Source organism: Ramlibacter humi (assembly GCF_004681975.1).
GTDB lineage: Bacteria > Pseudomonadota > Gammaproteobacteria > Burkholderiales > Burkholderiaceae_C > Ramlibacter > Ramlibacter humi.
The window spans coordinates 481,405-502,602 of the sequence record NZ_SMLK01000002.1 but is presented as its reverse complement, the minus strand read 5'-3'; the positions used below and the strand labels follow the sequence as shown (position 1 = coordinate 502,602).

General features: G+C 69.0%; 20 protein-coding genes. 4 read left to right on the top strand and 16 right to left on the bottom strand.

The features are described from left to right. The first annotated feature begins 1 nt into the window (after position 1). From EZ216_RS09805 to EZ216_RS09790, 4 genes are all read left to right on the top strand, one after another. Positions 2-1,009, top strand: coding sequence for a Bug family tripartite tricarboxylate transporter substrate binding protein (locus EZ216_RS09805; RefSeq protein ID WP_135249552.1), 1,008 nt, complete (start codon positions 2-4; stop codon positions 1,007-1,009). Positions 1,010-1,020: 11 nt separating this feature from the next. Further along, positions 1,021-1,980: a Bug family tripartite tricarboxylate transporter substrate binding protein gene (locus tag EZ216_RS09800; protein ID WP_135249551.1), complete on the top strand. Its 960-nt coding sequence runs from the start codon at positions 1,021-1,023 to the stop codon at positions 1,978-1,980. Beyond that, positions 1,977-3,305, top strand: coding sequence for a sulfatase family protein (locus EZ216_RS09795; protein ID WP_135249550.1), 1,329 nt, complete (start codon positions 1,977-1,979; stop codon positions 3,303-3,305). The genes EZ216_RS09800 and EZ216_RS09795 overlap by 4 nt, the downstream gene beginning before the upstream one ends. A 129-nt stretch (positions 3,306-3,434) precedes the next feature. Then, the gene (locus tag EZ216_RS09790) at positions 3,435-5,090 is read left to right on the top strand and encodes a SulP family inorganic anion transporter (protein WP_135249549.1); all 1,656 of its coding nucleotides are present in this window, start codon (positions 3,435-3,437) and stop codon (positions 5,088-5,090) included. Here EZ216_RS09790 and EZ216_RS21330 read toward each other — a convergent pair. From EZ216_RS21330 to EZ216_RS09715, 16 genes are all read right to left on the bottom strand, one after another. Beyond that, positions 5,080-5,490, bottom strand: a complete 411-nt coding sequence (locus tag EZ216_RS21330) for a GtrA family protein (RefSeq protein WP_167772868.1) — start codon at positions 5,488-5,490, stop codon at positions 5,080-5,082. The genes EZ216_RS09790 and EZ216_RS21330 overlap by 11 nt on opposite strands. Beyond that, positions 5,487-6,953: a hypothetical protein gene (locus EZ216_RS21325; RefSeq protein ID WP_167772867.1), complete on the bottom strand. Its 1,467-nt coding sequence runs from the start codon at positions 6,951-6,953 to the stop codon at positions 5,487-5,489. Before EZ216_RS21325 ends, EZ216_RS21330 begins: the two co-directional genes overlap by 4 nt. A 13-nt stretch (positions 6,954-6,966) precedes the next feature. Continuing rightward, positions 6,967-7,998: a glycosyltransferase family 2 protein gene (locus tag EZ216_RS09780; RefSeq protein WP_135249548.1), complete on the bottom strand. Its 1,032-nt coding sequence runs from the start codon at positions 7,996-7,998 to the stop codon at positions 6,967-6,969. A gap of 124 nt (positions 7,999-8,122) precedes the next feature. After that, positions 8,123-8,941: a DUF429 domain-containing protein gene (locus EZ216_RS09775; RefSeq protein WP_239024327.1), complete on the bottom strand. Its 819-nt coding sequence runs from the start codon at positions 8,939-8,941 to the stop codon at positions 8,123-8,125. Positions 8,942-8,943: 2 nt separating this feature from the next. Then, positions 8,944-9,825 (bottom strand): DMT family transporter, encoded by an 882-nt coding sequence (locus EZ216_RS09770; RefSeq protein ID WP_135249546.1) that lies wholly within the window; start codon positions 9,823-9,825, stop codon positions 8,944-8,946. Positions 9,826-9,829: 4 nt separating this feature from the next. Then, positions 9,830-10,252, bottom strand: a complete 423-nt coding sequence (locus EZ216_RS09765) for a BLUF domain-containing protein (RefSeq protein ID WP_135249545.1) — start codon at positions 10,250-10,252, stop codon at positions 9,830-9,832. A gap of 1 nt (position 10,253) precedes the next feature. Further along, positions 10,254-10,985, bottom strand: coding sequence for a GTP cyclohydrolase I (gene folE / locus EZ216_RS09760; protein ID WP_135249544.1), 732 nt, complete (start codon positions 10,983-10,985; stop codon positions 10,254-10,256). 469 nt (positions 10,986-11,454) lie between these two features. Further along, complete coding sequence (locus EZ216_RS09755) at positions 11,455-13,200, bottom strand: ATP-dependent DNA ligase (RefSeq protein WP_135249543.1); 1,746 nt, start codon at positions 13,198-13,200, stop codon at positions 11,455-11,457. Next, positions 13,197-14,231, bottom strand: a complete 1,035-nt coding sequence (locus EZ216_RS09750) for a ligase-associated DNA damage response exonuclease (protein ID WP_135249542.1) — start codon at positions 14,229-14,231, stop codon at positions 13,197-13,199. The genes EZ216_RS09755 and EZ216_RS09750 overlap by 4 nt, the downstream gene beginning before the upstream one ends. 4 nt (positions 14,232-14,235) lie before the next feature. After that, the gene (gene clsB, locus EZ216_RS09745; RefSeq protein WP_135249541.1) at positions 14,236-15,435 is read right to left on the bottom strand and encodes a cardiolipin synthase ClsB; all 1,200 of its coding nucleotides are present in this window, start codon (positions 15,433-15,435) and stop codon (positions 14,236-14,238) included. 5 nt (positions 15,436-15,440) lie between these two features. Then, the gene (locus tag EZ216_RS09740) at positions 15,441-16,169 is read right to left on the bottom strand and encodes an endonuclease/exonuclease/phosphatase family protein (RefSeq protein ID WP_135249540.1); all 729 of its coding nucleotides are present in this window, start codon (positions 16,167-16,169) and stop codon (positions 15,441-15,443) included. Then, positions 16,166-16,636: a dihydroneopterin triphosphate diphosphatase gene (gene nudB, locus EZ216_RS09735; protein WP_135249539.1), complete on the bottom strand. Its 471-nt coding sequence runs from the start codon at positions 16,634-16,636 to the stop codon at positions 16,166-16,168. The genes EZ216_RS09740 and nudB overlap by 4 nt, the downstream gene beginning before the upstream one ends. A gap of 75 nt (positions 16,637-16,711) precedes the next feature. Next, positions 16,712-18,517, bottom strand: a complete 1,806-nt coding sequence (aspS, locus tag EZ216_RS09730; RefSeq protein ID WP_135249538.1) for an aspartate--tRNA ligase — start codon at positions 18,515-18,517, stop codon at positions 16,712-16,714. 51 nt (positions 18,518-18,568) lie between these two features. After that, positions 18,569-19,225: a DUF502 domain-containing protein gene (locus EZ216_RS09725; protein WP_135249537.1), complete on the bottom strand. Its 657-nt coding sequence runs from the start codon at positions 19,223-19,225 to the stop codon at positions 18,569-18,571. A gap of 22 nt (positions 19,226-19,247) precedes the next feature. Further along, a complete protein-coding gene (locus EZ216_RS09720; protein ID WP_135249536.1) occupies positions 19,248-19,604 on the bottom strand; it encodes an FmdB family zinc ribbon protein in 357 nt (118 codons plus the stop codon). 90 nt (positions 19,605-19,694) lie between these two features. Further along, positions 19,695-21,152, bottom strand: coding sequence for a high affinity choline transporter 1 (locus EZ216_RS09715; protein WP_205959649.1), 1,458 nt, complete (start codon positions 21,150-21,152; stop codon positions 19,695-19,697). Positions 21,153-21,198: the final 46 nt, after the last annotated feature.

Here is a 21,198-nt window from a genome sequence, read left to right as displayed (position 1 = left end):
CATGAAGCGAATCCTCGCCACCGCCCTCGCCATCGCCGCGTCCGCCGCGATCGCACAGACGACCACTGCTTCGACAAGCTCAGGACAGGCCACTTCGACGGGCTCAGGACAGGCCTGGCCGGCGAAGCCCGTCAGGCTGCTGGTCGGTTCGCCCCCGGGCGGCCCCTCCGACATCACGGCCCGCACTTTCGGCGACCAGATCACCAAGCGCACCGGGCAACCCGTGGTGGTGGAGAACCGGCCGGGCGCCGGCAACAACCTCGCCGCAGGCGTGGCCGCCAAGGCCGACCCCGACGGCTACACGCTGGTGCTCAGTCCCGACACGGTGCTCACCGTCAACCCGCTGGTGTACGGCACGCAAGGCTTCGACGCGCGCAAGGACCTGCTGTCCATCTCCGTGCTCGCCAGCTTCTCGCAGATGCTGGTGTGCCATCCGTCGGTAGGTGTCTCGACGGCGGCGGAGCTGGTCGCCAAGGCGAAGACGGCGCAGATGAACTACGCGTCGGGCGGCCCCGGCGTGCCGGGCCACCTGGCCGCGGAGATGTTCCTGCAGGCTTCGGGCGCGAAGATGCAGCACGTGCCTTACCGCGGTCCCGCGCCCGCCACGCAAGCCGTGCTGGCCGGGGAAGTGGCCTGCGGCTTCCTCGCGACCCCGACCGTGGTGCCGCACGTGAAGGCCGGCAAGCTGAAGGCGCTGGCCGTGTCGTCTTCCACACCGTCACCGTTGGCGCCCGACGTGCCCACGCTGGCGAAGGCGCTGAACCAGCCCGACCTCGACGCCAGCTTCCGGCTGGTGCTGCAGACGGCCGCCGGCACGCCGCCCGCCGTGGTGGCGCAGATCGAGAAGCTCTCGGCGGCCATCATGCAGGACCCCGACGTGAAGGCGAAGCTGCAGACCTACGACCTCGTGGGCATCGGCAGCACCTCGGCGCAGGCGCAGAAGGTGATGGGCGGCGAGATCGCGCGCTGGGAACCGCTGGTGAAGCGGCTGGGCCTGAAAGCCGACTGAGGAACCGCGCCATGCAACGCCGACCGCTTCTCCTTGCCTGCGCCCTGGCCGTCGCCGCCGGGTCCGCGTTCGCGCAGGACGCCTGGCCCTCGCGCCCGGTGAAATTCGTCGTCAACTTTCCCGCCGGCGGACCGCTGGACGTGCTGGCCCGCTCGGTGGCCGACGCCCTGCAGAAGGAGCTGAAGCAGCCGTTCGTGGTGGAGAACAAGGCCGGTGCCGGCGGCAACATCGGCGCCGACGCCGTGGCCAAGGCGCCGGGCGACGGCTACACGGTGCTGTGGACCATCGACTCGACGGTCAGCGTCAACCCGCACATCTACAAGGCCGCCGGCTTCAAGCCGCCGGAATTGCGGCCGCTGGTCATCGCCAGTTCGTCGGGCCTGCTGATCGGCGTCAACCCGTCGAACGGGTTCAAGACCCTGAACGATCTCGTCACGGCCGGCAAGGCCAAGGGCGTGACGTTCAGCAGCGCCGGCAGCGGCAGCCCCGGCCACCTGGCCGCCGAGATGGCCACCGAAGCCACCGGCATGAAAGTCACGCATGTGCCTTACAAGGGCAACGCGCCCGCCGTCACGGCGGTGCTGTCGGGCGAAGTGACGGGCGGCGTGCTGGCCACGCCCGGCATGCTGCCGCACGTGAAGGCGGGCAAGGTCACGGCACTGGCCGTCACCAGCCGCCAGCGGTCCAAGCTGGCGCCGGACGTGCCCACCGTGCGCGAAGCCGGCTTGCCGCAGCTGGAGCAGGAGGTGCTGTACCTCGCCATGCTGCCCGCGTCCACGCCGGAGCCGCTGGCGCAGTCCATCCAGAAGGCCGTGGCCGCCGCGGTGGCGCGGCCCGAGGTCCGCAACCAGCTGGACAACCTGGACATGCACTACGAAGGCGACGCGGGTGCCGCGGCGGCCAGGCGGCTGGCGGACCTGTCGGACCGCTACGGAAAAGTGATCCGTGCCACCGGCATGAAAGTGGAATGACCGTGACCTCGAAACGACCCAACATCATCTTCATCGTCGCCGACGACCTGGGCTTCGCCGACCTGGGCTGCTACGGCGGCCGCGACGCGGACTTCGGCCCGGTGTCGCCGGTGCTCGACTCGCTGGCCGCCGATGGCCTGAAGTTCACGCAAGGCTATTCCAACTCGCCGGTGTGCTCGCCCACGCGATTCGCGCTGATGACGGCGCGCTACCAGTACCGCCTGCGCGGCGCGGCGGAAGAGCCGATCAACAGCAAGAGCAAGGGCAGCACCACGCTGGGCCTGCCGCCCGAACACCCCACCCTGCCTTCGCTGCTGCGCGGCGCGGGCTACCGCACGGCGCTGATCGGCAAGTGGCACCTGGGCTACCCGCCGGCGTTCAGCCCGCTGAAGTCCGGCTACGAAGAGTTCTTCGGCCCCATGTCGGGCGGGGTGGACTACTTCAGCCACTGCAGCAACAACGGCACGCACGACCTGTACTTCGGCGACGAGGAGAAGCACGAAGAGGGCTACCTCACCGACCTGATCTCCCACCGCGCCGTGGACTACGTCGGGCGCATGGCCAAGGGCGACGCACCGTTCTTCCTGAGCCTGCACTACACCGCGCCGCACTGGCCCTGGGAAACGCGCGACGACGCGCACCTGGCCGCGGAGGTGAAGGACAACCTGTTCCACCTGCACGGCGGCAACATCCACACCTACCGCCGCATGATCCACCACATGGACGAAGGCATCGGCTGGCTGATGGCGGCGCTGAAGAAGCACGGGATGGACCGCGACACGCTCGTCGTCTTCACCAGCGACAACGGCGGCGAGCGCTTCTCCGACAACTGGCCGCTGGTGGGCGGCAAGATGGACTTGACCGAAGGCGGCATCCGCGTGCCCTGGATCGCGCACTGGCCCGCGGCCATCGCGCCGGGCGGCGTGACCGGCCAGCAGTGCATGACCATGGACTGGTCGGCCACCATGCTGGAAGCGGCCGGCGTGGCCGCGAATCCCGCGTACCCGCTGGACGGCGTGTCGCTGCTCGACGTGCTGAAGCAGCCCTCGCGCACGTTCAAGCGGGCGTTGTACTGGCGCATGAACCACCGCGGCCAGCGCGCCATGCGCGACGGCGACTGGAAGTACCTGCGCGTGGACGGCCACGACTACCTGTTCAACCTGCCCGCCGACGAGCGCGAGCGGGCCAACCACGCGGGGCGCGACCCGGCGCGGCTGGCGCGCATGCGTGACGACTGGGAGGCGTGGAACACCACCATGCCGGCGATCCCGGAAGACGCGACGGTGAGCCTGGGGTACGGCGCGAAGGACATGCCGCAGCGGTGAGACAAGGTCCAGGAGGCGGATACCGGCTTTCGCCGGGATGACATGGCTCTTGTCATGGCGGGCTTGACCCGCCATCCACCACCGGAAGGCCGGATCCGCGCATTGTTGCTCCTCGCGTAAGCTCAGCCCATGCGCGACTTCTCCCGCCGGTTCCCTTTCCTTCGCTGGCCGCGCCCCACGACGGCCCTGTTGCACGGCGAGGTCGTCGCCGCCCTCACGGTGGCGGTGGTGATGATCCCGCAATCGGTCGCGTACTCGAGCCTCGCGGGCATGCCCCTCGTGACGGGCCTCTATGCCACCTTCCTGCCGATGCTCGCGGCAGTGCTGTTCAGCAGCTCCACGCGCCTTTCCGTCGGTCCCTCGGCGCTGACCAGCGTGCTGGTGGGCGCATCCCTGTTGGGCCATGGCGCGGCGCAGGGCTCGCCGGAGTGGGTGGCGATGGCCGTGTGGCTGGCGCTGCTGGCCGGCGCGATGCAGATCGCGGTGGGCGCGAGTGGTTCCGCGTGGGTGCTGAACCTGGTGAGCTCGCCCATCCTCACCGGCTTCAGCCAGGCCGCGGCGGTGCTGATCATCGCTTCGCAGTTGCCGGCACTGATCGGGCTGAAAGGCCCGCTTTCTTCGCTGCTGCACGGCCCCAGCTTCGACCTGGAAGCGCTGGCGTACGGCTTCGCGTGCGTGGTGCTGTTCGAGATGGGCAAGCGGCTGTTCCCGAAAGTACCCATCGTGCTGCTGGCGCTGATCGGCGCGGGCGTCATCAGCTGGCTGACCGGCTACGCGTCGCGCGGCCGCGTGGTCGGCGAACTGCCGGCGGGCCTGCCGATGCCGTACTGGCCGGGCTTCCCCGGCTGGGAGAACTTCAGCGCCCTGATCGCGCCCGCCGTGGTCATCGCGCTGGTGAGTTCGCTGGAGATGGCGTCCAGCGCCAAGATCGAGAGCCAGAAGGACGGCAAGCGCTGGGACGCCAACCAGGACCTGGTGGGCCAGGGCGTGGGCAAGCTCGCCTCGGCGCTGAGCGGCGCTTTCCCCACCAGCACGTCGTTCTCGCGCTCGGCCATCACGCTGTACGCGGGCGCGAAGACCGGCTGGGCGACGGTGTCCGCGACGGTGATCGTGATGGTGGTGCTGCTGTTCCTCACGCCCGCGCTGTATTACGTACCGCTGTCGGCGCTGTCCGCGGTGGTGGTCACGGCGGTGGCGGGCCTGCTGAAGCCGCGCGTGTTCGCGGCGCTGTGGCAGGTCGATCGCGTCGAAGCCGCGACGGCGGGCCTCACGTCCATCATCACCATCGTGGCCACGCCGCGCATCTACTGGGGCGTGCTGGCGGGCGTGGTGGCGGGCCTGGCGCACTTCCTGTACCTGCGGCTGCACCCGCGCATCATCGAGGTGGGCCTGCACCCGGACGGCAGCCTGCGCGACCGCCACCTGTGGACCCTGGCGCCGCTGGCGCCGCACACCTACGCGCTGCGCATGGACGCGGAGCTGGATTTCGCTTCGGCCACCTCGTTCGAGCGCGCCGTCGTCGAGCACCTGGCCGCTCACCCGGATACGCAGCACGTCTGCCTGTTCACGCACCCGATCAACCGCGTGGACGCCACCGGCGTGGAAGTGTTCGGCGCCATCCGCCGCATGCTGCAGGCACGCGGCATCACGCTGCACGTCAGCGGCATCAAGCTGCCGGTGGAACGCGTGCTGCGCAAGGCGGGCGAACTGCAGGAAGGGCCGCTGCTGCGCATGTACCGCACCGACCAGGAAGCGCTGGCGGCGCTGGCGCAGGTCATGCCCTGAAGGCGAAGTGCTTGCTGCCCAGGTAGTTGAACGCCATCGCCACGATGGAAGCGATGGCGAAGGGCACCAGCGGCTGCGTCGCCATCGCCGATGAAGCCAGCACGCAACTGGTGTAGATGCCGAAGTTGATGCTGGTGCCCACCAGGCTCACGGCCACGTAGCGCGCCAGGCTGCCCAGCAGGCTCCCGTGGTCCTGGCCGCGGAAAGTGATCTCGCGATTGAGCCACCAGGTCGCCAGCACAGCGGCCGGGAAAGACACCAGCCGCGCGGTGATCGGTCCCCAGCCCGCCCACACCAGCAGTTGCAGCAGGCCGCCGTCCACCAGGAAGCCGGCGCCGCCCACCAGGCCGAAGCGCAGCACCGGCGGCAACACTTGCAGTCGATGTGCCAGCGTCGTCATACGAAGCCCCGGAAGTCGGCCAGCCGCGCGAGCGTGCCCAGAAGCACCACGGCACCGACGATGGCTGCGCACGCGAGCAGCGGGCCGCGGCGCTCGCGCCACTGGCGCAGCAGCGCGGGCAGCACCACGGTGCTGGCCACCAGCACCGCGAGCAGCGACCAGTAGTGGTAGCGCATGTCCGTCGCCACGCCGATCAGCAGGTACGCGCCGGAGTAGCCCAGGGCCGACACCGCCAGCGTGCGCGCCGCCACGACGCCGGTCACCGCGGCTTCGTGGCGCAGCAGGAACAGCAGGCAGGCCGCCCACGCCAGCCAGGTGACCGGCCAGATGGCGAAATTCTTGCGCACGATGTCCAGCTTCACGTCGCGCTCGGTCACCACTTCCAGCGGCTTGACCGCGGGATCGTCGGTGCGGTATTCGGGCGTCAGGCGCACGTGCTTGGACGGCACCAGGAACAGCAGCGCGGAATTGAAGTGCTTCAGGCGATGCTCCGCGTACGCGAGCGGATGGTGCGCGATCGTCGTGAGCCATTGCGCAGCCAGGCCCTCCGGCAGCGTGGGCGTGTCGGCATCGGGCCGGTGCACCTTGGCCGCGCAGCGTCCCCATTGGCTGATGCTGTCCCACCAGTAGGGCGAGTAGCAGGCGCGCAGTTCGTCCGCGCGAAAAGTGGCGCGCGGCTCCATCAGCGAAGGATCGCCCGAGTGCACCGCGATGCCCATCAGGTCGAACAGGAACAGCGACTGGACCGCGTTCTCCTGCTTGGGCTGGAACAGCACGCGGTTGGCGAGCATGCCCGCGGGCAGCGCCATGACGGCGACGACCACGGCCGCGACCATCAGGCGCGCGCTGTGCAGCCACGAGCGCGGCGCCAGCGCGAACAGCAGCAGCGGGCCCAGGCCGAACACCGCGTTGGTCCGCACCATCGTCCCGTAGAACAGCAGCACGGCCATGCAGATGGCGGCTGCCACCGGGATGCGGCGCCGCTGCACTCGGAACCAGTACAGCGCGCCGGCGGCCGCGAGCCAGCTCACCGCCATGCCGACGTCCTTCACCACCTGCGCGTTCACGTAGAGGAAAGGCGGGAAGGCGCCGGCGAGCGCAACCGCGAAGGCCAGTTTGGGCCAGCCGATGCGGCGCAGGCCGTCGGCGAAGAGCCCGAAGCCGGTCCAGTACAGCGCCAGGTGCAGCAGCAGGAACGGCCCCGGCCCGTCGTGCAGGTAGCGCAGCCACGACCACAGCCACGCCATGATGGGCGGATGCCAGTCGCCGTAGTGGCCGTTCACCGCCTGCCGGTACTGCGCCACCGAGTCGTTGTTCATCACGCCCGGGAAATGCAGCGCGGCGTTGGCGGCGAACAGCGCGCCCATCAGCGCGGCGAGCAGCCAGCCGCTCAGTACCAGGCTGCCGGCGAACGGCCGCGCGGGGCGGCGCCAGGCGAACAGGAAATCGGAATCGGTCTGCATCGCGATGCGTTCGTCAGGACAGGACCAGCGGCACGCCGGGTAAGGTGACGTCGTCGTGGTTCGCCGCGTAGCGTTGCAGTTGCGCGGCGGGCTTGGCGCGGGCCGTGCGCCAGCTCGGCGCGGGGATGTCCAGGTAAGCCAGGCGCTTCATCTCGCGGCGCGAGTGCGTCACCGTGTCCAGCACCAGGCCGGACATCATCGACAGCACCGCCACCAGCATGATGCCCACCGACAACACCGCGGTCGGCAGCCTCGTCACGAGCCCGGTGAAGAAGAATTCGGTGAGGATCGGGCCCGCGAGGCCCACCGACAGCAAGGCCAGCAAAACGGCCGCGCAGCTGAAGAACATCAGCGGCCGCTCTTCCTTCACCAGCAGCCCGATCATGCGCAGGATGCGCAGGCCGTCGCGGATGGTGTTCAGCTTGGAGGTCGAGCCTTCCGGGCGGTCCTTGTAACGGGTGGGCAGCTCGGCCGTCTTCATGCGCAGTTCCAGCGCGTGCACCGTGAGCTCGGTCTCGATCTCGAAACCGGCCGAGGTCGCGGGGAACGACTTGACGAAGCGGCGCGAGAACACGCGGTAGCCCGAGAGCATGTCGCCGAAGCGGTTGCCGAAGATCTTCTGCACCAGGCCGGTGAGCAGCCGGTTGCCGAAGCGATGGCCGAAGCGATAGGCCTCCTTGACCTGCGTGACCCGCGCGCCGTTCACCATGTCCAGCTGCTGGTCCAGCAGCGCGCGCACCAGCATCGGCGCGGCCGAGGCGTCGTACGTGTCGTCGCCGTCCACGAGCACGTAAACGTCGGCTTCGACGTCGCTGAACATGCGGCGCATCACGTTGCCCTTGCCCTTGAACGGCTCGTGGCCGACGATGGCGCCCGCGCGCTCCGCCACCTCGGCCGTGCGGTCCGTGGACGCGTTGTCGTAGACGTAGACGCGCGCGTTCGGCAGCGCCCGGCGGAAATCGGTGACCACGCGGCCGATCGCCACTTCCTCGTTGTAGCAAGGGATGATGACGGCGATGTCGGCGCTGTCGAGTTCGTTCAGCATGTGCAAAAGCTCCCTTCGCGGCGCGCAGGGCTGCCGCTTCGGAAACCATGCTAGGGAGGCTACGGCCGGGCAGCGGATGGCACAGCCCTTTCGGGCCAGGGCTCGATGGGACTTTTGCCCAGCCTCAGGCGGAGACGATCCAGCCTTCCAGCGGGTCCAGCGTCTGCGGCAGTCCCCAGCGCGGCGGGCCTTCGCGCTGGGCCCAGCCGGCTTGCACCATGCAGAGCACGGCATCGAGTGAATCGCCGCTCGCGTCCGCCACCAGGGCATCGCGTTGCGCGTGCGTGAGCTTCAGCCGCAAGCCCAACCGTGTGCGGCCGGCTTCCAGCGCGTCGAGCAAGTCCTTGCGCGCGATCAGCCTCTCGGGCGTCTGCTTGGCAACGTCGTCGCTCTTGTAGCTGCGCCGGCCGATGAGCTCGCGCGCCAGCAAGCCGGGATAAGCCTCGAGGGCGACGCGTTGCGGATCGCCCGCGTGCAGTCCCGGCAGGTCCACGCCCGCCGCCAGCAGCAACGGCACGGCCGCGTGCAGCATGTACGCCACAGGCGGGTTGACCCACTTCATCGATGGGCTCGACCCGGCGAGTTTGTCGAAAGCGCGGTGCGCGAACTTGCCGCCTGCCGGGCGCGCCGCGGTGAAGGCCGCGAACGTCTCGCGGATTTCGGCACGGCTGAGCTTCGCGTAGTGCTCGATGCATTCGCGCCAGGTGAGCGGCCACCGCAAGTGCTCCACCAGTTCGCGTGGCAAGCCAAAAGGGACATCGAAACCACCGACCCAGCAACCGGGCTCACCCAGCCAGTGGCCGAACTTGGCGAGCGCGTCCAGCGGCGTGAGCCGCTGCAACACGATGCGATCGCCCGCGAGCTGCCCGAAAGCCAGCACGATGGGCTTGCGTTGGGTCGGGCTGCTGGAGAAGTCGCAGCCGACCAGGGTGGCTTGCTCCATGTTCATCCCATCGCCAATGCCATCACGCCAGCCGCGATGAGCGCGGCGCCCGCCAGGCGCAACCAGCGGTCGCCCTCGCCCAGCAGCTGCCCGCCGATGAGGGCCGCGAACAGCATGGACACCTCGCGCGCCGGCGCGACGTGCGACAGCGGCGCCGACTGCATCGCATACAGCACCAGCACGTACGACACCGGGCTGACCATGCCGACGAACAGGATGTACTTGCGCTGGCTGCGCCACGCCGCCGCCAGCCCGGGCAGGTCGTGCGCCGTCATCGGCACGACGATGAGCAGGCGCAGCGCGTTGACCACGTACTCCAGCAGCAGCGGCGACATCAGCATCACCTTCACCGCGTAGCCGTCCACCACGGTGTACGAAGCGATGAAGGCGCCCGTGACGAGGCCGTACGAGATGCCCTTGCGCAGCCGCGCGCGCGCTTCGCGGTCATGCGGCCCGCGCCACAGCCGCGGCCCGCCCGCGATGAGGAACACGCCGGTCACCACGCCCACGATGCCGAAGGCGCCCGCGGCGCTGAGGTGTTCGCCGAACAGCGCGATGGCGCACGCCGAAGACAGCAGCGGGCCGGAGCCGCGCGCGAGCGGGTACACGACCGTGAGATCGGCGCGGCGGTAGCCCCGCAGCAGCGTGAGGTAGTAGACGAGGTGCAGCACGGCACTGGCGGCGATGACCGCCCACTCCCGCCAGCCGAACGACGGCACGTGCTTGACCACCAGCCACACGCCGACGGGCGCCCAGCCGATGGTGAGCACGACGCTGGTGAGCGTGGCGAAGCGCACGTCGCCGCCCGCCTTCTTGGCGGCGATGTTCCAGCTGGCGTGGATCAGTCCGGCGAGGACGACGAGCGCAAGCGCGCCGGGCGGCACGCGCTCAGTTCCGCCCGCAGATGGCGGCGGTGGCGGCCAGGTCTTCCAGCAGCGCGAACGACACCTTGCCGGAGACGGCGTAGGGGTCGAGCTCGGGCTTCTCGGAATACTTCAGCAGCGTGGCGTGGTTGAGCTTGCCCAGGTTGACCTGGCCCATGGACCAGCCGCCGAAGCGCCGCTCGGAGATTTCCTCGAAATGCAGCAGCGCCACGTCCTTGTGGCGCGCGTCCTTCTGGATGGTGCCGAACAGGTCGGACACCTGCAGGCGGCCGCCTTCGATGCACTGCAGGAAGATGCCGTCGCCGTAGCAGAGGATGCCGGTGATGCCGCTCACCGGGTTGTGCTGGCGCGACTGCGCCAGGATGGACTCGATGGCCGCCGGGCCGGCGTCCACGGCGCGCGAGCAGTAAAGCAGGCGGACCAGCATGTCAGTTGCCCCCGTTGCGCTTGGGGATCAGCGCCAGGAATTCGCGCCGCAGCGTGGCGTCCTTCAGGAACACGCCGCGCATGACCGAATTGATCATCTTGCTGTCCATGTCCTTCACGCCGCGCCAGGCCATGCAGTAGTGGCTGGCTTCCATCACGATGGCCAGGCCGTCCGGCTGGGTCTTCTCCATGATGAGGTCGGCCAGCTGCACGACGGCTTCCTCCTGGATCTGCGGCCGGCCCATCACCCACTCGGCCAGCCGCGCGTACTTGGACAGGCCGATGACGTTGGTGTGCTCGTTGGGCATGACGCCGATCCACAGCTTGCCGATGACGGGGCAGAAGTGGTGGCTGCAGGCCGAGCGCACGGTGATCGGGCCGACGATCATCAGCTCGTTCAGGTGCTCGGCGTTGGGGAATTCCGTGATGCTGGGCGCGCGGGAATAACGGCCGCGGAACACCTCGTTCAGGTACATCTTGGCCACGCGCCGGGCGGTGTCGCCGGTGTTGTGGTCGCTTTGCGTGTCGATGACCAGGCTGTCCAGCACGCCCTGCATCTTCACTTCCACTTCGTCCAGCAGCGCCTCGAGTTCGCCCGGCTGGATGAACTCGGAGATGTTGTCGTTGGAATGGAAGCGCTTGCGCGCGGCCAGCAGCCGTTCGCGGATCTTCACCGAGACGGGCGTGCCTTCGTCGGCGGCCGGCTGCAGCTGGTGGGTCGGGTCGGCTTTCATGGGAACTGGCATGGTAACAAATGGCCTATTTCCCCTGTGTTCCGCCTTGTTGCCTTGTTTGAGGCGCCGTCGTGACCGGGACAGGGTGGGGAGGGTCTCCTGCCTCCATGTCCCCCGCCGCCTGAACGGCGTAGCTCCTCCTTGACTTACGGCAGGAGACCCTCCCCACCCTGTCCCTACAACGCGCGATGCTGGAAGGCACTCTTGAGCGGCGGAGGTGCCGGGCCGCTCGGGCGGCCTTGGCGCTCGCGCGATTCCCCATTCTTTGGGTGTCACGCGATCGCCTGGGGCCGCCCGAGCGGCCACGCACCTCCAAGCGCTGTGGCGGCTTTCCAGTTCCGTGCACGGTAGGGTCAGGGGGTGGCAGGCCTCCTGCCGTAAGTCAAGGAGGAGCTGCCGCGTATTAGCGGCGCGGGGGACATGGAGGCAGGAGGCCTGCCACCCCCTGGCCCGGCCACGACACGGACCATCAAGAGAAGGACGACCCGAGCAGCACCTCAAGAGACTGCAACGTATCCGCCTCATGGACCGGCTTGTCGCTCCGGATCCGCAGCATGCGAGGAAACCGCACCGCGATCCCGCTGCGATGGCGCGAGCTGCGGTTGATCCCTTCGAACCCCAGCTCGAACACGAGCGATGGTTTCACGCTGCGCACCGGCCCGAACTTCTCGATGGTGCTGCGGCGGATGATGGCGTCGACCTGCCGGAACTCCTCGTCGGTGAGACCGGAGTACGCCTTCGCGAACGGCACCAGCTGCAGCGCGCCGGGCTGCGGCGGCTCCTTGCGGGCGATGGCTTCGAGGACGGCTTCGGCTTCCGCCGCGTCGGCCGGCGCGCGGTTCCAGACGGCGAAGGTGTAGTCGGTGTAGACCGAGGCGCGGCGGCCGTGGCCGGCCTGCGCGTAGATCAGCACGCAGTCCACGGTCATGGGATCGATCTTCCACTTCCACCACAGGCCGTCGGCCTTGGTGCGGCCCGTGCCGTAGGCGGCGTCCAGGCGCTTGAGCATGAAGCCTTCGACGCCCAGTTCGCGTGAGCGGGCGCGCAGGCAGGCGAAGTCCAGCCAGCTGCCGGCGGACTCCACCGGCGACAGCATGATGCGCGTGCCGGCCAGCAGCGATTCGAGACGCCCGCGCCGCTCGCGTTGCGGACGATCCCGCAAGTCCACGCCGCCTTCCTCCAGCAGGTCGTACGCCATGAACGTCACCGGCGCATCCGCCAGCACCTTCTTCGTCAGCGTCTTGCGGCCGATGCGTTGCTGCAGCAGCGCGAACGGCGCAGGACGGCCGGCCAGCGTCGAGTGGAACGGCGCCGGATCGTCGGGCGCGGGCTCTTGCCACACCAGGATCTCGCCATCCAGCACCGTGCCATCGGGCAGGCCTTGCGCCAGCGCCACGATCTCGGGGAAGCGCTCCGTCACCAGTTCCTCGCCGCGCGACCACACCCACACCTGGCCCTGGCGCTTCACCACCTGGCCGCGGATGCCGTCGTACTTCCACTCCACCTGCCAGTCCGCCACCGGACCGAGGCGCGGTGCGAAAGTCTCGGGCGTGCCATCGAGCTGGTGCGCGAGGAAGAACGGGTACGGCTGGCCCGGGTCCACCAGGCTGTCCATGCCCTCTTCTTCCTGCGCCACCAGCGCGGCGAAGCGTTCAGCCGAAGGCACCACCTTGCCATCGGTGTAGCCCATCATGCGTTGCGCCAGCCGCTTGGCGTCGATGCCGGTGTGGGCGGCCAGCGCGCGCTGCACCAGCAGCTTGCTCACGCCGACCCGGAAGCCGCCGCCGATCAGCTTGGTGAGCAGGAAGCGGCCCTGGTCATCCAGCTCGCGCCACCATGCGCGCACACGCTGCGAGATCTCCTCGGGCGGCAGGCCGCGCAGCGGCAGCAGGCGTTGCTCCACCCACTCGGCCAGGCCCACGTTGGAAGTCTCGGCCGCCTGCGGAAGCACGTGGGCGATGGTCTCGGCCAAGTCGCCCACGGCCTGGTAGCACTCGTCGAACAGCCAGGGCTCGATGCCCGCTTCCTCGCACGCCAGCTGCGCGAGGAGGGTCATGTTCATCACCTGCCGTGGCTTGCCGCCCGCCAGGAAATACACCGCCCACGCCGCATCCGCCGGCGCGGCCGCGGCGAAGTAGCGCTGCAGCGCATCCACCTTGGCGTTGGTGGACGTGGTGGCGTCCAGTTCGGCGAAGAGGCGGGAGAACTGCTTCATGCGGCCGGTTCCTGTGCTGCCGCCGCGTCCGCCTCCACCACGTCGTCGCCGTACTCCGTCTCGAACCCTTCCGCCTCCAGCCCCTGTTCCTGCAGGTAGCGAACCATCACCGGCACGCTGCCGTGCGTGACGATCACGCGCTGCGCACCAGTTGCGCCGATGGCGCCCAGCAGGCCGGGCCAGTCGGCGTGGTCGGAGAGGATGAAGCCGCGGTCGTAGCCGCCGCGGCGGCGCGCGCCGCGCAGCTGCATCCAGCCACTGGCGAAGGCGGTGCTGGTGTCGCCGAAGCGGCGCAGCCAGGTGCTGGCGACGGCACTCGGCGGGCACAGCACCAGCGCGCGGCGCAGGTCGGCGCGGTCCATCACCTCGGTGACCATCTGCGTTTCGGGCAGCGGCACGCCCGCGGCACGGTACGCGTCGTTCAACGGCCGCACCGCGCCGTGCACGACGATGGGCCCGATGCTCGGGTCCACGCCGCTCAGGATGCGCTGCGCCTTGCCGAAGCTGTAGCAGGCCAGCACGCTGGCGCGGCCCGCAAGCACGTTGGCGGACCACCACGCGTTGATGTCCGCGAAGATCTCGTCGTCGGGACGCCAGCGGTAGATGGGCAGGCCGAAGGTCGATTCGGTGATGAAGACGTCGCAGCGCACCGGCTCGAACGGCGCGCACGTGCGGTCCGGCGCCACCTTGTAGTCGCCGCTGGCCACCCACACGCGGCCGGCGTGCTCCAGCCGCACTTGCGCCGAGCCCAGCACGTGGCCCGCCGGGTGCAGCGACAGGCGCACGCCGTGGTGCTCGATCGCCTCGCCATACGGCAGCGTCTGCAGGTGGATGTCACCAAGCCGCGAGCGCAGAACGCCTTCGGCAGGCGCGGCGGCCAAGTAATGCCCGTGGCCGTACCGTGCGTGGTCGGCGTGCGCGTGCGTGATGACGGCGCGCGCCACCGGCCGCCAGGGATCGATGTAGAAATCACCCGGCGGGCAGTACAGCCCTTCGGGCCGCTGGATGACGAGGTCGCCGGGCTGCGCCATGCGCTCACCAGTAGGTGCGCTTGCCCTGCACCGCCAGCGCCAGCCGCATCAGCGCCTGGGCGATGCGTTCCAGAACGCGCTGGCGCAAGGGTCGCTGCGCGTACTGGTCGGCCGCCATGCCCTGCCCTTCCTGCACGGCCTGCAGCAGGCGCGCGCGCAGGGCCTGCGCGAATGCCTCGTCTTCGATCACCACGTTGGCTTCGCGTGCCAGCAGCAGGCTCAGCGGGTCGAGGTTGGACGAGCCTACGGTGGCCCAGCGGCCGTCGATCACCGCCACTTTGGCGTGCAGGAAGCTGGGCGCGTACTCGTGGATGCTCACGCCCGCGCGCAGCAGCGAGCCGTACACCGGCCGCGTGGCGTAGAACTGCATGAAGTATTCGTACCGGCCCTGCAGCAGCAGCACCACCTTTACGCCGCGGCGCGCCGCCAGCTCCAGCGCGCGCCGCATGCGGTGGCCCGGCACGAAGTAGGCGTTGCCGATGATCACCTCTTCGCGCGCGCGGCCGATGGCGCGCAGGTAGGCCCGCTCGATGTCGGCGCGGAAGCGGAAGTTGTCGCGCAGTACCAGCGCGGCGCGGGCCGATTCCGAGGCCGGTTCTTCGGGCGGCGGCGCCGCCCTGCGGCGCACCGTCACCAGCGAGCCGGCCAGCATGTCGTGGCGCAGCTCGCGGAAGGTGCGGCGCTGCCACAGCCGCAGCATGGTGTCGCGCACGTCGCGCACCAGCGGGCCCGTCACCTGCACCGAGAAGTCCAGCCGCGGCGCGTCCAGCGCGCCGTGGTTGGGGTCGTGCAGGTCGTCGACGATGTTGATGCCGCCGCAGAACGCCAGCTGCGCGTCGATGAGCACCAGCTTGCGGTGCAGCCGCCGCCAGTTGCCGGGCCACAGCACGCCCAGCCGGCCCGGCGGCGCGAACACGCGCCAGTCCACGCCCGCCGCGGTGAGGCGCAGCTTCCACGCGGGCGGCAGCTCGGCGGTGCCGAAGCCGTCGACCACCACGCGCACGTTCACGCCGCGGCGCGCCGCGCGCTCCAGCGCGTAGGCCACGTCCGCGCCACTGGCGGTGAAGTCGAAGATGTAGGTCTCCAGCCAGACTTCCTGCCGCGCGGCATCGATGGCGGCGATCAGCGCGGGAAAGTACTCGCGGCTGCCTTCCAGCAGGTGCAGCGTGTGGCCGGCGCGCAGCGGGATGCTTCGGTGGGCCATGCCGCCTAGATCCGGAACTTGGCGATCAGGGGCAGGTGGTCCGACATCTGCCCCCACACGCGCCCGCGCGGGATCTCGATGGACACGGGCTTCAGCCCGCGCGCGTAGACGTAGTCCAGCTGCGTCAGCGGCAGGCGCGACGGGTAGGTGCGCGCCCTCTCGTCCACCAGGTCTTTCAGGCCCAGCGCGTGCATGTGGGGACGCAGCTTGCCGCCCCAGTCGTTCAGGTCGCCCGCCACCACCAGCGGCGCGCGGCGCGGGATCTCGCGCGTGACGTAGCGCCCCAGCTGCTCCACCTGCCGCACGCGGCTGGCCGCGATCAGGCCCAGATGCAGCACGATCACGTGGATCTCGCGGCCGTCCACCTGCACCTGCACGTGCAGCAGCCCGCGCTGCTCGAAGCGGTGGTCCGACATGTCCTCGTGCCCGTGCGACACGATGGGCCAGCGCGACAGCAGCGCGTTGCCGTGCTCGCCGTGGCGCGTGGTCGCGTTGGTCTGGTACACCGCGGCGTAGCCTTCGGGGCACAGGAACTCGGCCTGGGGCAGCTCGGGCCAGCGGGTGAAGTAGCGTTCCTCGCGACGGTGCAGCTTGCGCACTTCCTGCAGGCACACGACGTCGGCATCCAGCGTCTCAACCGCATGGCCGAGGTTGTGGATCTCCAGCCGCCGCGCCGGCCCGAACCCCTGCACGCCCTTGTGGATGTTGTACGTGGCGACCCTGAGCACCGTCATCGCGAGAATTCTGGCAGCAACAGGATCGCTTCGGCGTTGGAAGGCGAGAAGCAGGCATCGGCCGCGGCGCGCCAGGGCAGCCATTGCCACGCCGTGTGCTCGCGCGGGTTCAGCGTGACCGGCGTGCCTTCGGGCACCCGCAGGCCGAACACGTGTTCGGTGTTGTGCGTCACGCCGGGGGCGTAGCGCGAGCGCCAGCGCGGGTAGATCTCGTAGACGTTCTCCAGGCCCCAGTCGATGAGGTCGGCATGCAGCGCGGTGCCACCGCCGCAGTTGATGCCCGTCTCTTCGAAGACTTCACGGATCGCCGTCTGCTCGAAGCTTTCGTCCTCCGAATCCTTCGCGCCCGTCACCGACTGCCAGTACAGCGCCGGCTCGACCCTGTTGATGAGCAGCACATCCAGCGCCGGCGTGTGGATCACGACCAGCACCGACTGGGGAATCTTGTGGGGACGCGGTTGCTCCATGCAATGAAAAAGGGGCACCAGGGTGCCCCTTCATTCTGCCGCGCTGAAGCTCCAGGCGGGTGTCGGCCAACCGCCTCAGGCCGGCGTCGGATTCCGCAGGCGGATGTGCAGTTCGCGCAGCTGCTTCTCGTCCACCGGGCCCGGGGCCTGCGTCAGCAGGTCCTGCGCGCGCTGGGTCTTCGGGAAGGCGATGACGTCGCGCAGGCTCTCGGCGCCGGTCATCAGCATGACGAAGCGGTCCAGGCCGATGGCGATGCCGCCGTGCGGGGGCGCGCCGTACTGCAGCGCGTCCAGCAGGAAGCCGAACTTGAGCTTGGCTTCCTCGGCGCCGATCTTCAGCGCGCGGAACACCTTGCTCTGCACGTCCTCGCGGTGGATACGCACCGAGCCGCCACCCAGTTCGATGCCGTTGAGCACGGCGTCATAGGCCTTGGCCAGGCAGCGGCCGGGATCGGTTTCCAGCCAGTCTTCGTGGCCGTCCTTGGGGCTGGTGAACGGGTGGTGCACGGCGTTCCAGCGCTGGCCTTCCTCGTCGAACTCGAACATCGGGAAGTCCACCACCCACAGCGGCCGCCATTCGCCTTCGAGCAGGCCGTTCTTCTTGCCCAGTTCGCTGTGGCCGATCTTCACGCGCAGCGCGCCGATGGCGTCGTTCACGACCTTGGCCTTGTCGGCGCCGAAGAACACGAGGTCGCCGTCCTGCGCGCCGGTGCGCTCCAGCACCGCGTTGATGGCGGCGTCGTGCAGGTTCTTCACGATGGGCGACTGCAGGCCGTCACGGCCCTTGGCCTTCTCGTTGACCTTGATGTAGGCCAGGCCCTTGGCGCCGTAGATCTTCACGAACTCGGTGTACGCGTCGATCTCGCTGCGCGGCATCTCGCTGCCGCCGGGAACGCGCAGGCCCACCACGCGGCCGTCTTCGGCGTTGGCCGGGCCGGAGAACACCTTGAAGTCCACGTCCTTCATCACATCGGTGAGCTCGGTGAATTCCATCTTCACGCGCAGGTCGGGCTTGTCGCTGCCGTACAGGCGCATGGCGTCGGCGTGCTTCATCACCGGGAAGGCGCCGATGTCGATGCCCAGCACGTTCTGGAAGGTGCTGCGGATCATGCCTTCGAACATGGTGCGGATCTCTTCCTCCTTCATGAAGGAGGTTTCCACGTCGATCTGGGTGAACTCGGGCTGGCGGTCGGCGCGCAGGTCCTCGTCGCGGAAGCACTTGGTGATCTGGTAATAACGGTCGAAGCCCGACACCATCAGCAGCTGCTTGAACAGCTGCGGCGACTGCGGCAGCGCGAAGAACATGCCGTCGTGCACGCGGCTGGGCACCAGGTAGTCGCGCGCGCCTTCGGGGGTGGACTTGGTCAGCATCGGCGTCTCGATGTCGATGAAGCCGTTGGCGTCCAGGAACTTGCGGACCTCCATCGCCACCTTGTAGCGCAGCATGATGTTCTTCTGCATGTACGGCCGGCGCAGGTCCAGCACGCGGTGCATCAGGCGGGTGGTCTCCGACAGGTTCTCGTCGTCCAGCTGGAAAGGCGGCGTGACGGACGCGTTGAGCACCGCCAGCTCATGGCACAGCACTTCGATCTTGCCGCTCTTGAGGCCGTCGTTGGTGGTGCCTTCCGGGCGCGCGCGCACCACGCCCGTGACCTGGATGCAGAACTCGTTGCGCAGGCCTTCGGCGGTCTTGAACATCTCCGGGCGGTCGGGGTCGCACACCACCTGCACGTAGCCTTCGCGGTCGCGCAGGTCGACGAAGATCACGCCGCCGTGGTCGCGGCGGCGGTTCACCCAGCCGCACAGCCGGACGGTCTGGCCAAGCAGCGACTCGTCGACGAGTCCGCTGTACGTGGTGCGCATCTGGATGGAAGAAGACATGTGGGACCTCGGAGGTGTTCTTGGGGCGCGCCCTGCATGGCGCGCCGGGGTTCAGCGGATGGCGGCGGGATCGGGCAGCGCCGGCGACGGCGCGGCGCCGGGCGCCGCGGGCGCGGCCGGAACGACCACGCCCATGGAGATGACGTAGCGCAGCGCTTCGTCCACGCTCATGCGCAGCTCGACGCAGTCCTTGCGGGGCACGATGACGAAGTAGCCGCCGGTGGGGTTGGGGGTCGTCGGCACGTAGACGCTGACGAAGTCGCCGGGCAGGTGGTTGACCACGTCGCCGCCGGGCGAGCCGGTGATCAGCGCGATGGTCCACATGCCCGGGCGCGGCCATTCCACCAGCACCGCGGTGCGGAAGGCGTTGCCCGATGGCGAGAACAGCGTGTCGGAGACCTGCTTGACGCTGGAGTAGATGGACCGCACCACGGGGATGCGGTTCAGCACCGCGTCGCCCCACGCCACGATCTTGCGGCCGATGAAGTTGCTGGTGACGGCGCCGACGAACAGCAGGATGGCCAGCGCCAGCAGCACGCCCAGGCCCGGGATGCGGAAGCCGAACAGGTGTTCCGGCTGCCAGGCGCCCGGCAGGATCAGCAGCGTCTGGTCAAGCGTGTTGACGATCCACTGCAGCACCCACAGCGTGATTGCCAGCGGCGCGATGACCAGCAGGCCGGCGAAGAGCCATCGGCGCAGGGCGGCCATCGGTTTTCTCGTGCCGTCCCGGTCAGTGGCAGGCACAGGAGCCGCCGCAGCCACCCGCCGACGCCGAAGGCGTGTCGGTCTTGGTGGCGGGCGAAGACTCGGCCGGCTTGCCGTCGGCGGGCTTGTCGGACTTGGTTTCGCCCGAAGAAGCCTCGCCCGACTTGGCGGGGGTGGTGGAACTGCCGCTGCCGCCGCCGCCGTTGCGGAAATCGGTGACGTACCAGCCGGATCCCTTCAGCTGGAAGCCGGCGGCGGTGATCTGCTTGGAGAACGATTCGGCGCCGCACGAAGGGCACGTGGTCAGCGGCGCATCGGACACTTTCTGCAGGACGTCCTTGGCGTGGCCGCAGGCGCTGCATTTGTAGGCGTAGATGGGCATGGCTGGAAAGCGCGGATGCGGGTTGGCAAAGCCCTCAATTATAGGCGGCGGGCCGGATACCAACCCCGGCGGCCCGCACCTTGGCCAGCCTCAGGCGTGAAGGGCTGCGCGGGGCTCGTGGCGATTGCGCAGCACCTGCGGCATCAGCGAGCCGGCCACCATGCCCGCCAGGGCGGCGATCAGGCCGGCCAGCTGGCCGGGGAACGCCTTGCTGAGCTCTTCGTTGATCTGCGGGAAAAAGATCACCCAGACGGCGATGCCGGCCACGATGGACGTGATGGCGCCCTGGGTGGTCGACCGCTTCCAGTACAGCCCGAACACCAGCGGCACGAACGCCCCCACCAGCGTCACCTGGTACGCGGCGGAGACCAGGTCGTAGATCGGCGTGCCCTTCATCGCGATGGCATAGGCCAGCACGATGGCGGCGAAGGCGACGATGGTGACGCGCATGGCCAGCAGCTGCTCGCGGTCGCTCATGTGCGGGCGCAGGTTCTTCAGGATGTTCTCGACGAAGCTGGTGGAAGGCGCCAGCAGCGTGGCCGACGACGTGCTCTTGATGGCCGAGAGCAGCGCGCCGAAGAACAGGATCTGCATCACCAGCGGCATCTTGGTCAGCACGAAGGTGGGCAAGAGGCGCTGGTACTCGCCCTTGACCAGTTCCACCGCCTGGTCGCCCATCACCACCACCGCGCTGGTGACGATGAACATGGGCACGAAGGCGAACAGGATGTAGCTGAAGCCGCCGATCATGGCGCCGTTGCGGGCGGTGGCGGCGTCCTTGGCCGACATCACGCGCTGGAACACGTCCTGCTGCGGGATGCTGCCCAGCATCATGGTGAGGCCCGCGCCGACGAACATGGCGATGTCGGTGAAGGTGGGCGGCGGCAGGAAGTTCCACAGCTCCTTGCTGCTGGCCAGCTCGATGACGTGGCCGGCGCCGCCGGCCAGTTCGGCCGAGAACACCGCGATGATGGACAGGCCCACCACCAGCACGATCATCTGGATGAAGTCGGTCCAGGCCACGGCCAGGAAGCCGCCGATCACCACGTAGACCAGCACCGCCAGGGTGCCGATGATCATGCCGGCGGTTTCGGACAGCGCACCGTTGGTAAGCACGGAGAACACCAGGCCCAGCGCGGTGATCTGCGCCGCCACCCAGCCCAGGTAGCTGAGGATGATGGCGACCGAGCAGAACACTTCCACGCCCTTGCCGTAGCGCTGGCGGTAGAAGTCGCCGATGGTCAGCAGGTTCTGCTTGTAAAGCTTGGCGGCGAAGAACGCGCCCACCAGCACCAGGCAGGTGCCGGCCCCGAACGGGTCTTCGATGATGGCGTTGAGGCCGCCCTGCACGAACTTGGCCGGGATGCCCATCACGGTCTCGGCGCCGAACCAGGTGGCGAAGGTGGTGGTCACCACCATGATGAGCGGCAGGCTGCGGCCGGCCACGGCGAAGTCGGAAGTGTTCCTGATGCGGGTGCCGGCCCAGGCCCCAATGGCCAGCGTGCCGACCAGGTACAGGACGACGAACGTGATCAGCGTGTAATTCACCAGCGGCCCCTCTGAGCAGACGCGCCCCTCCGGCGCGGGCGCATGA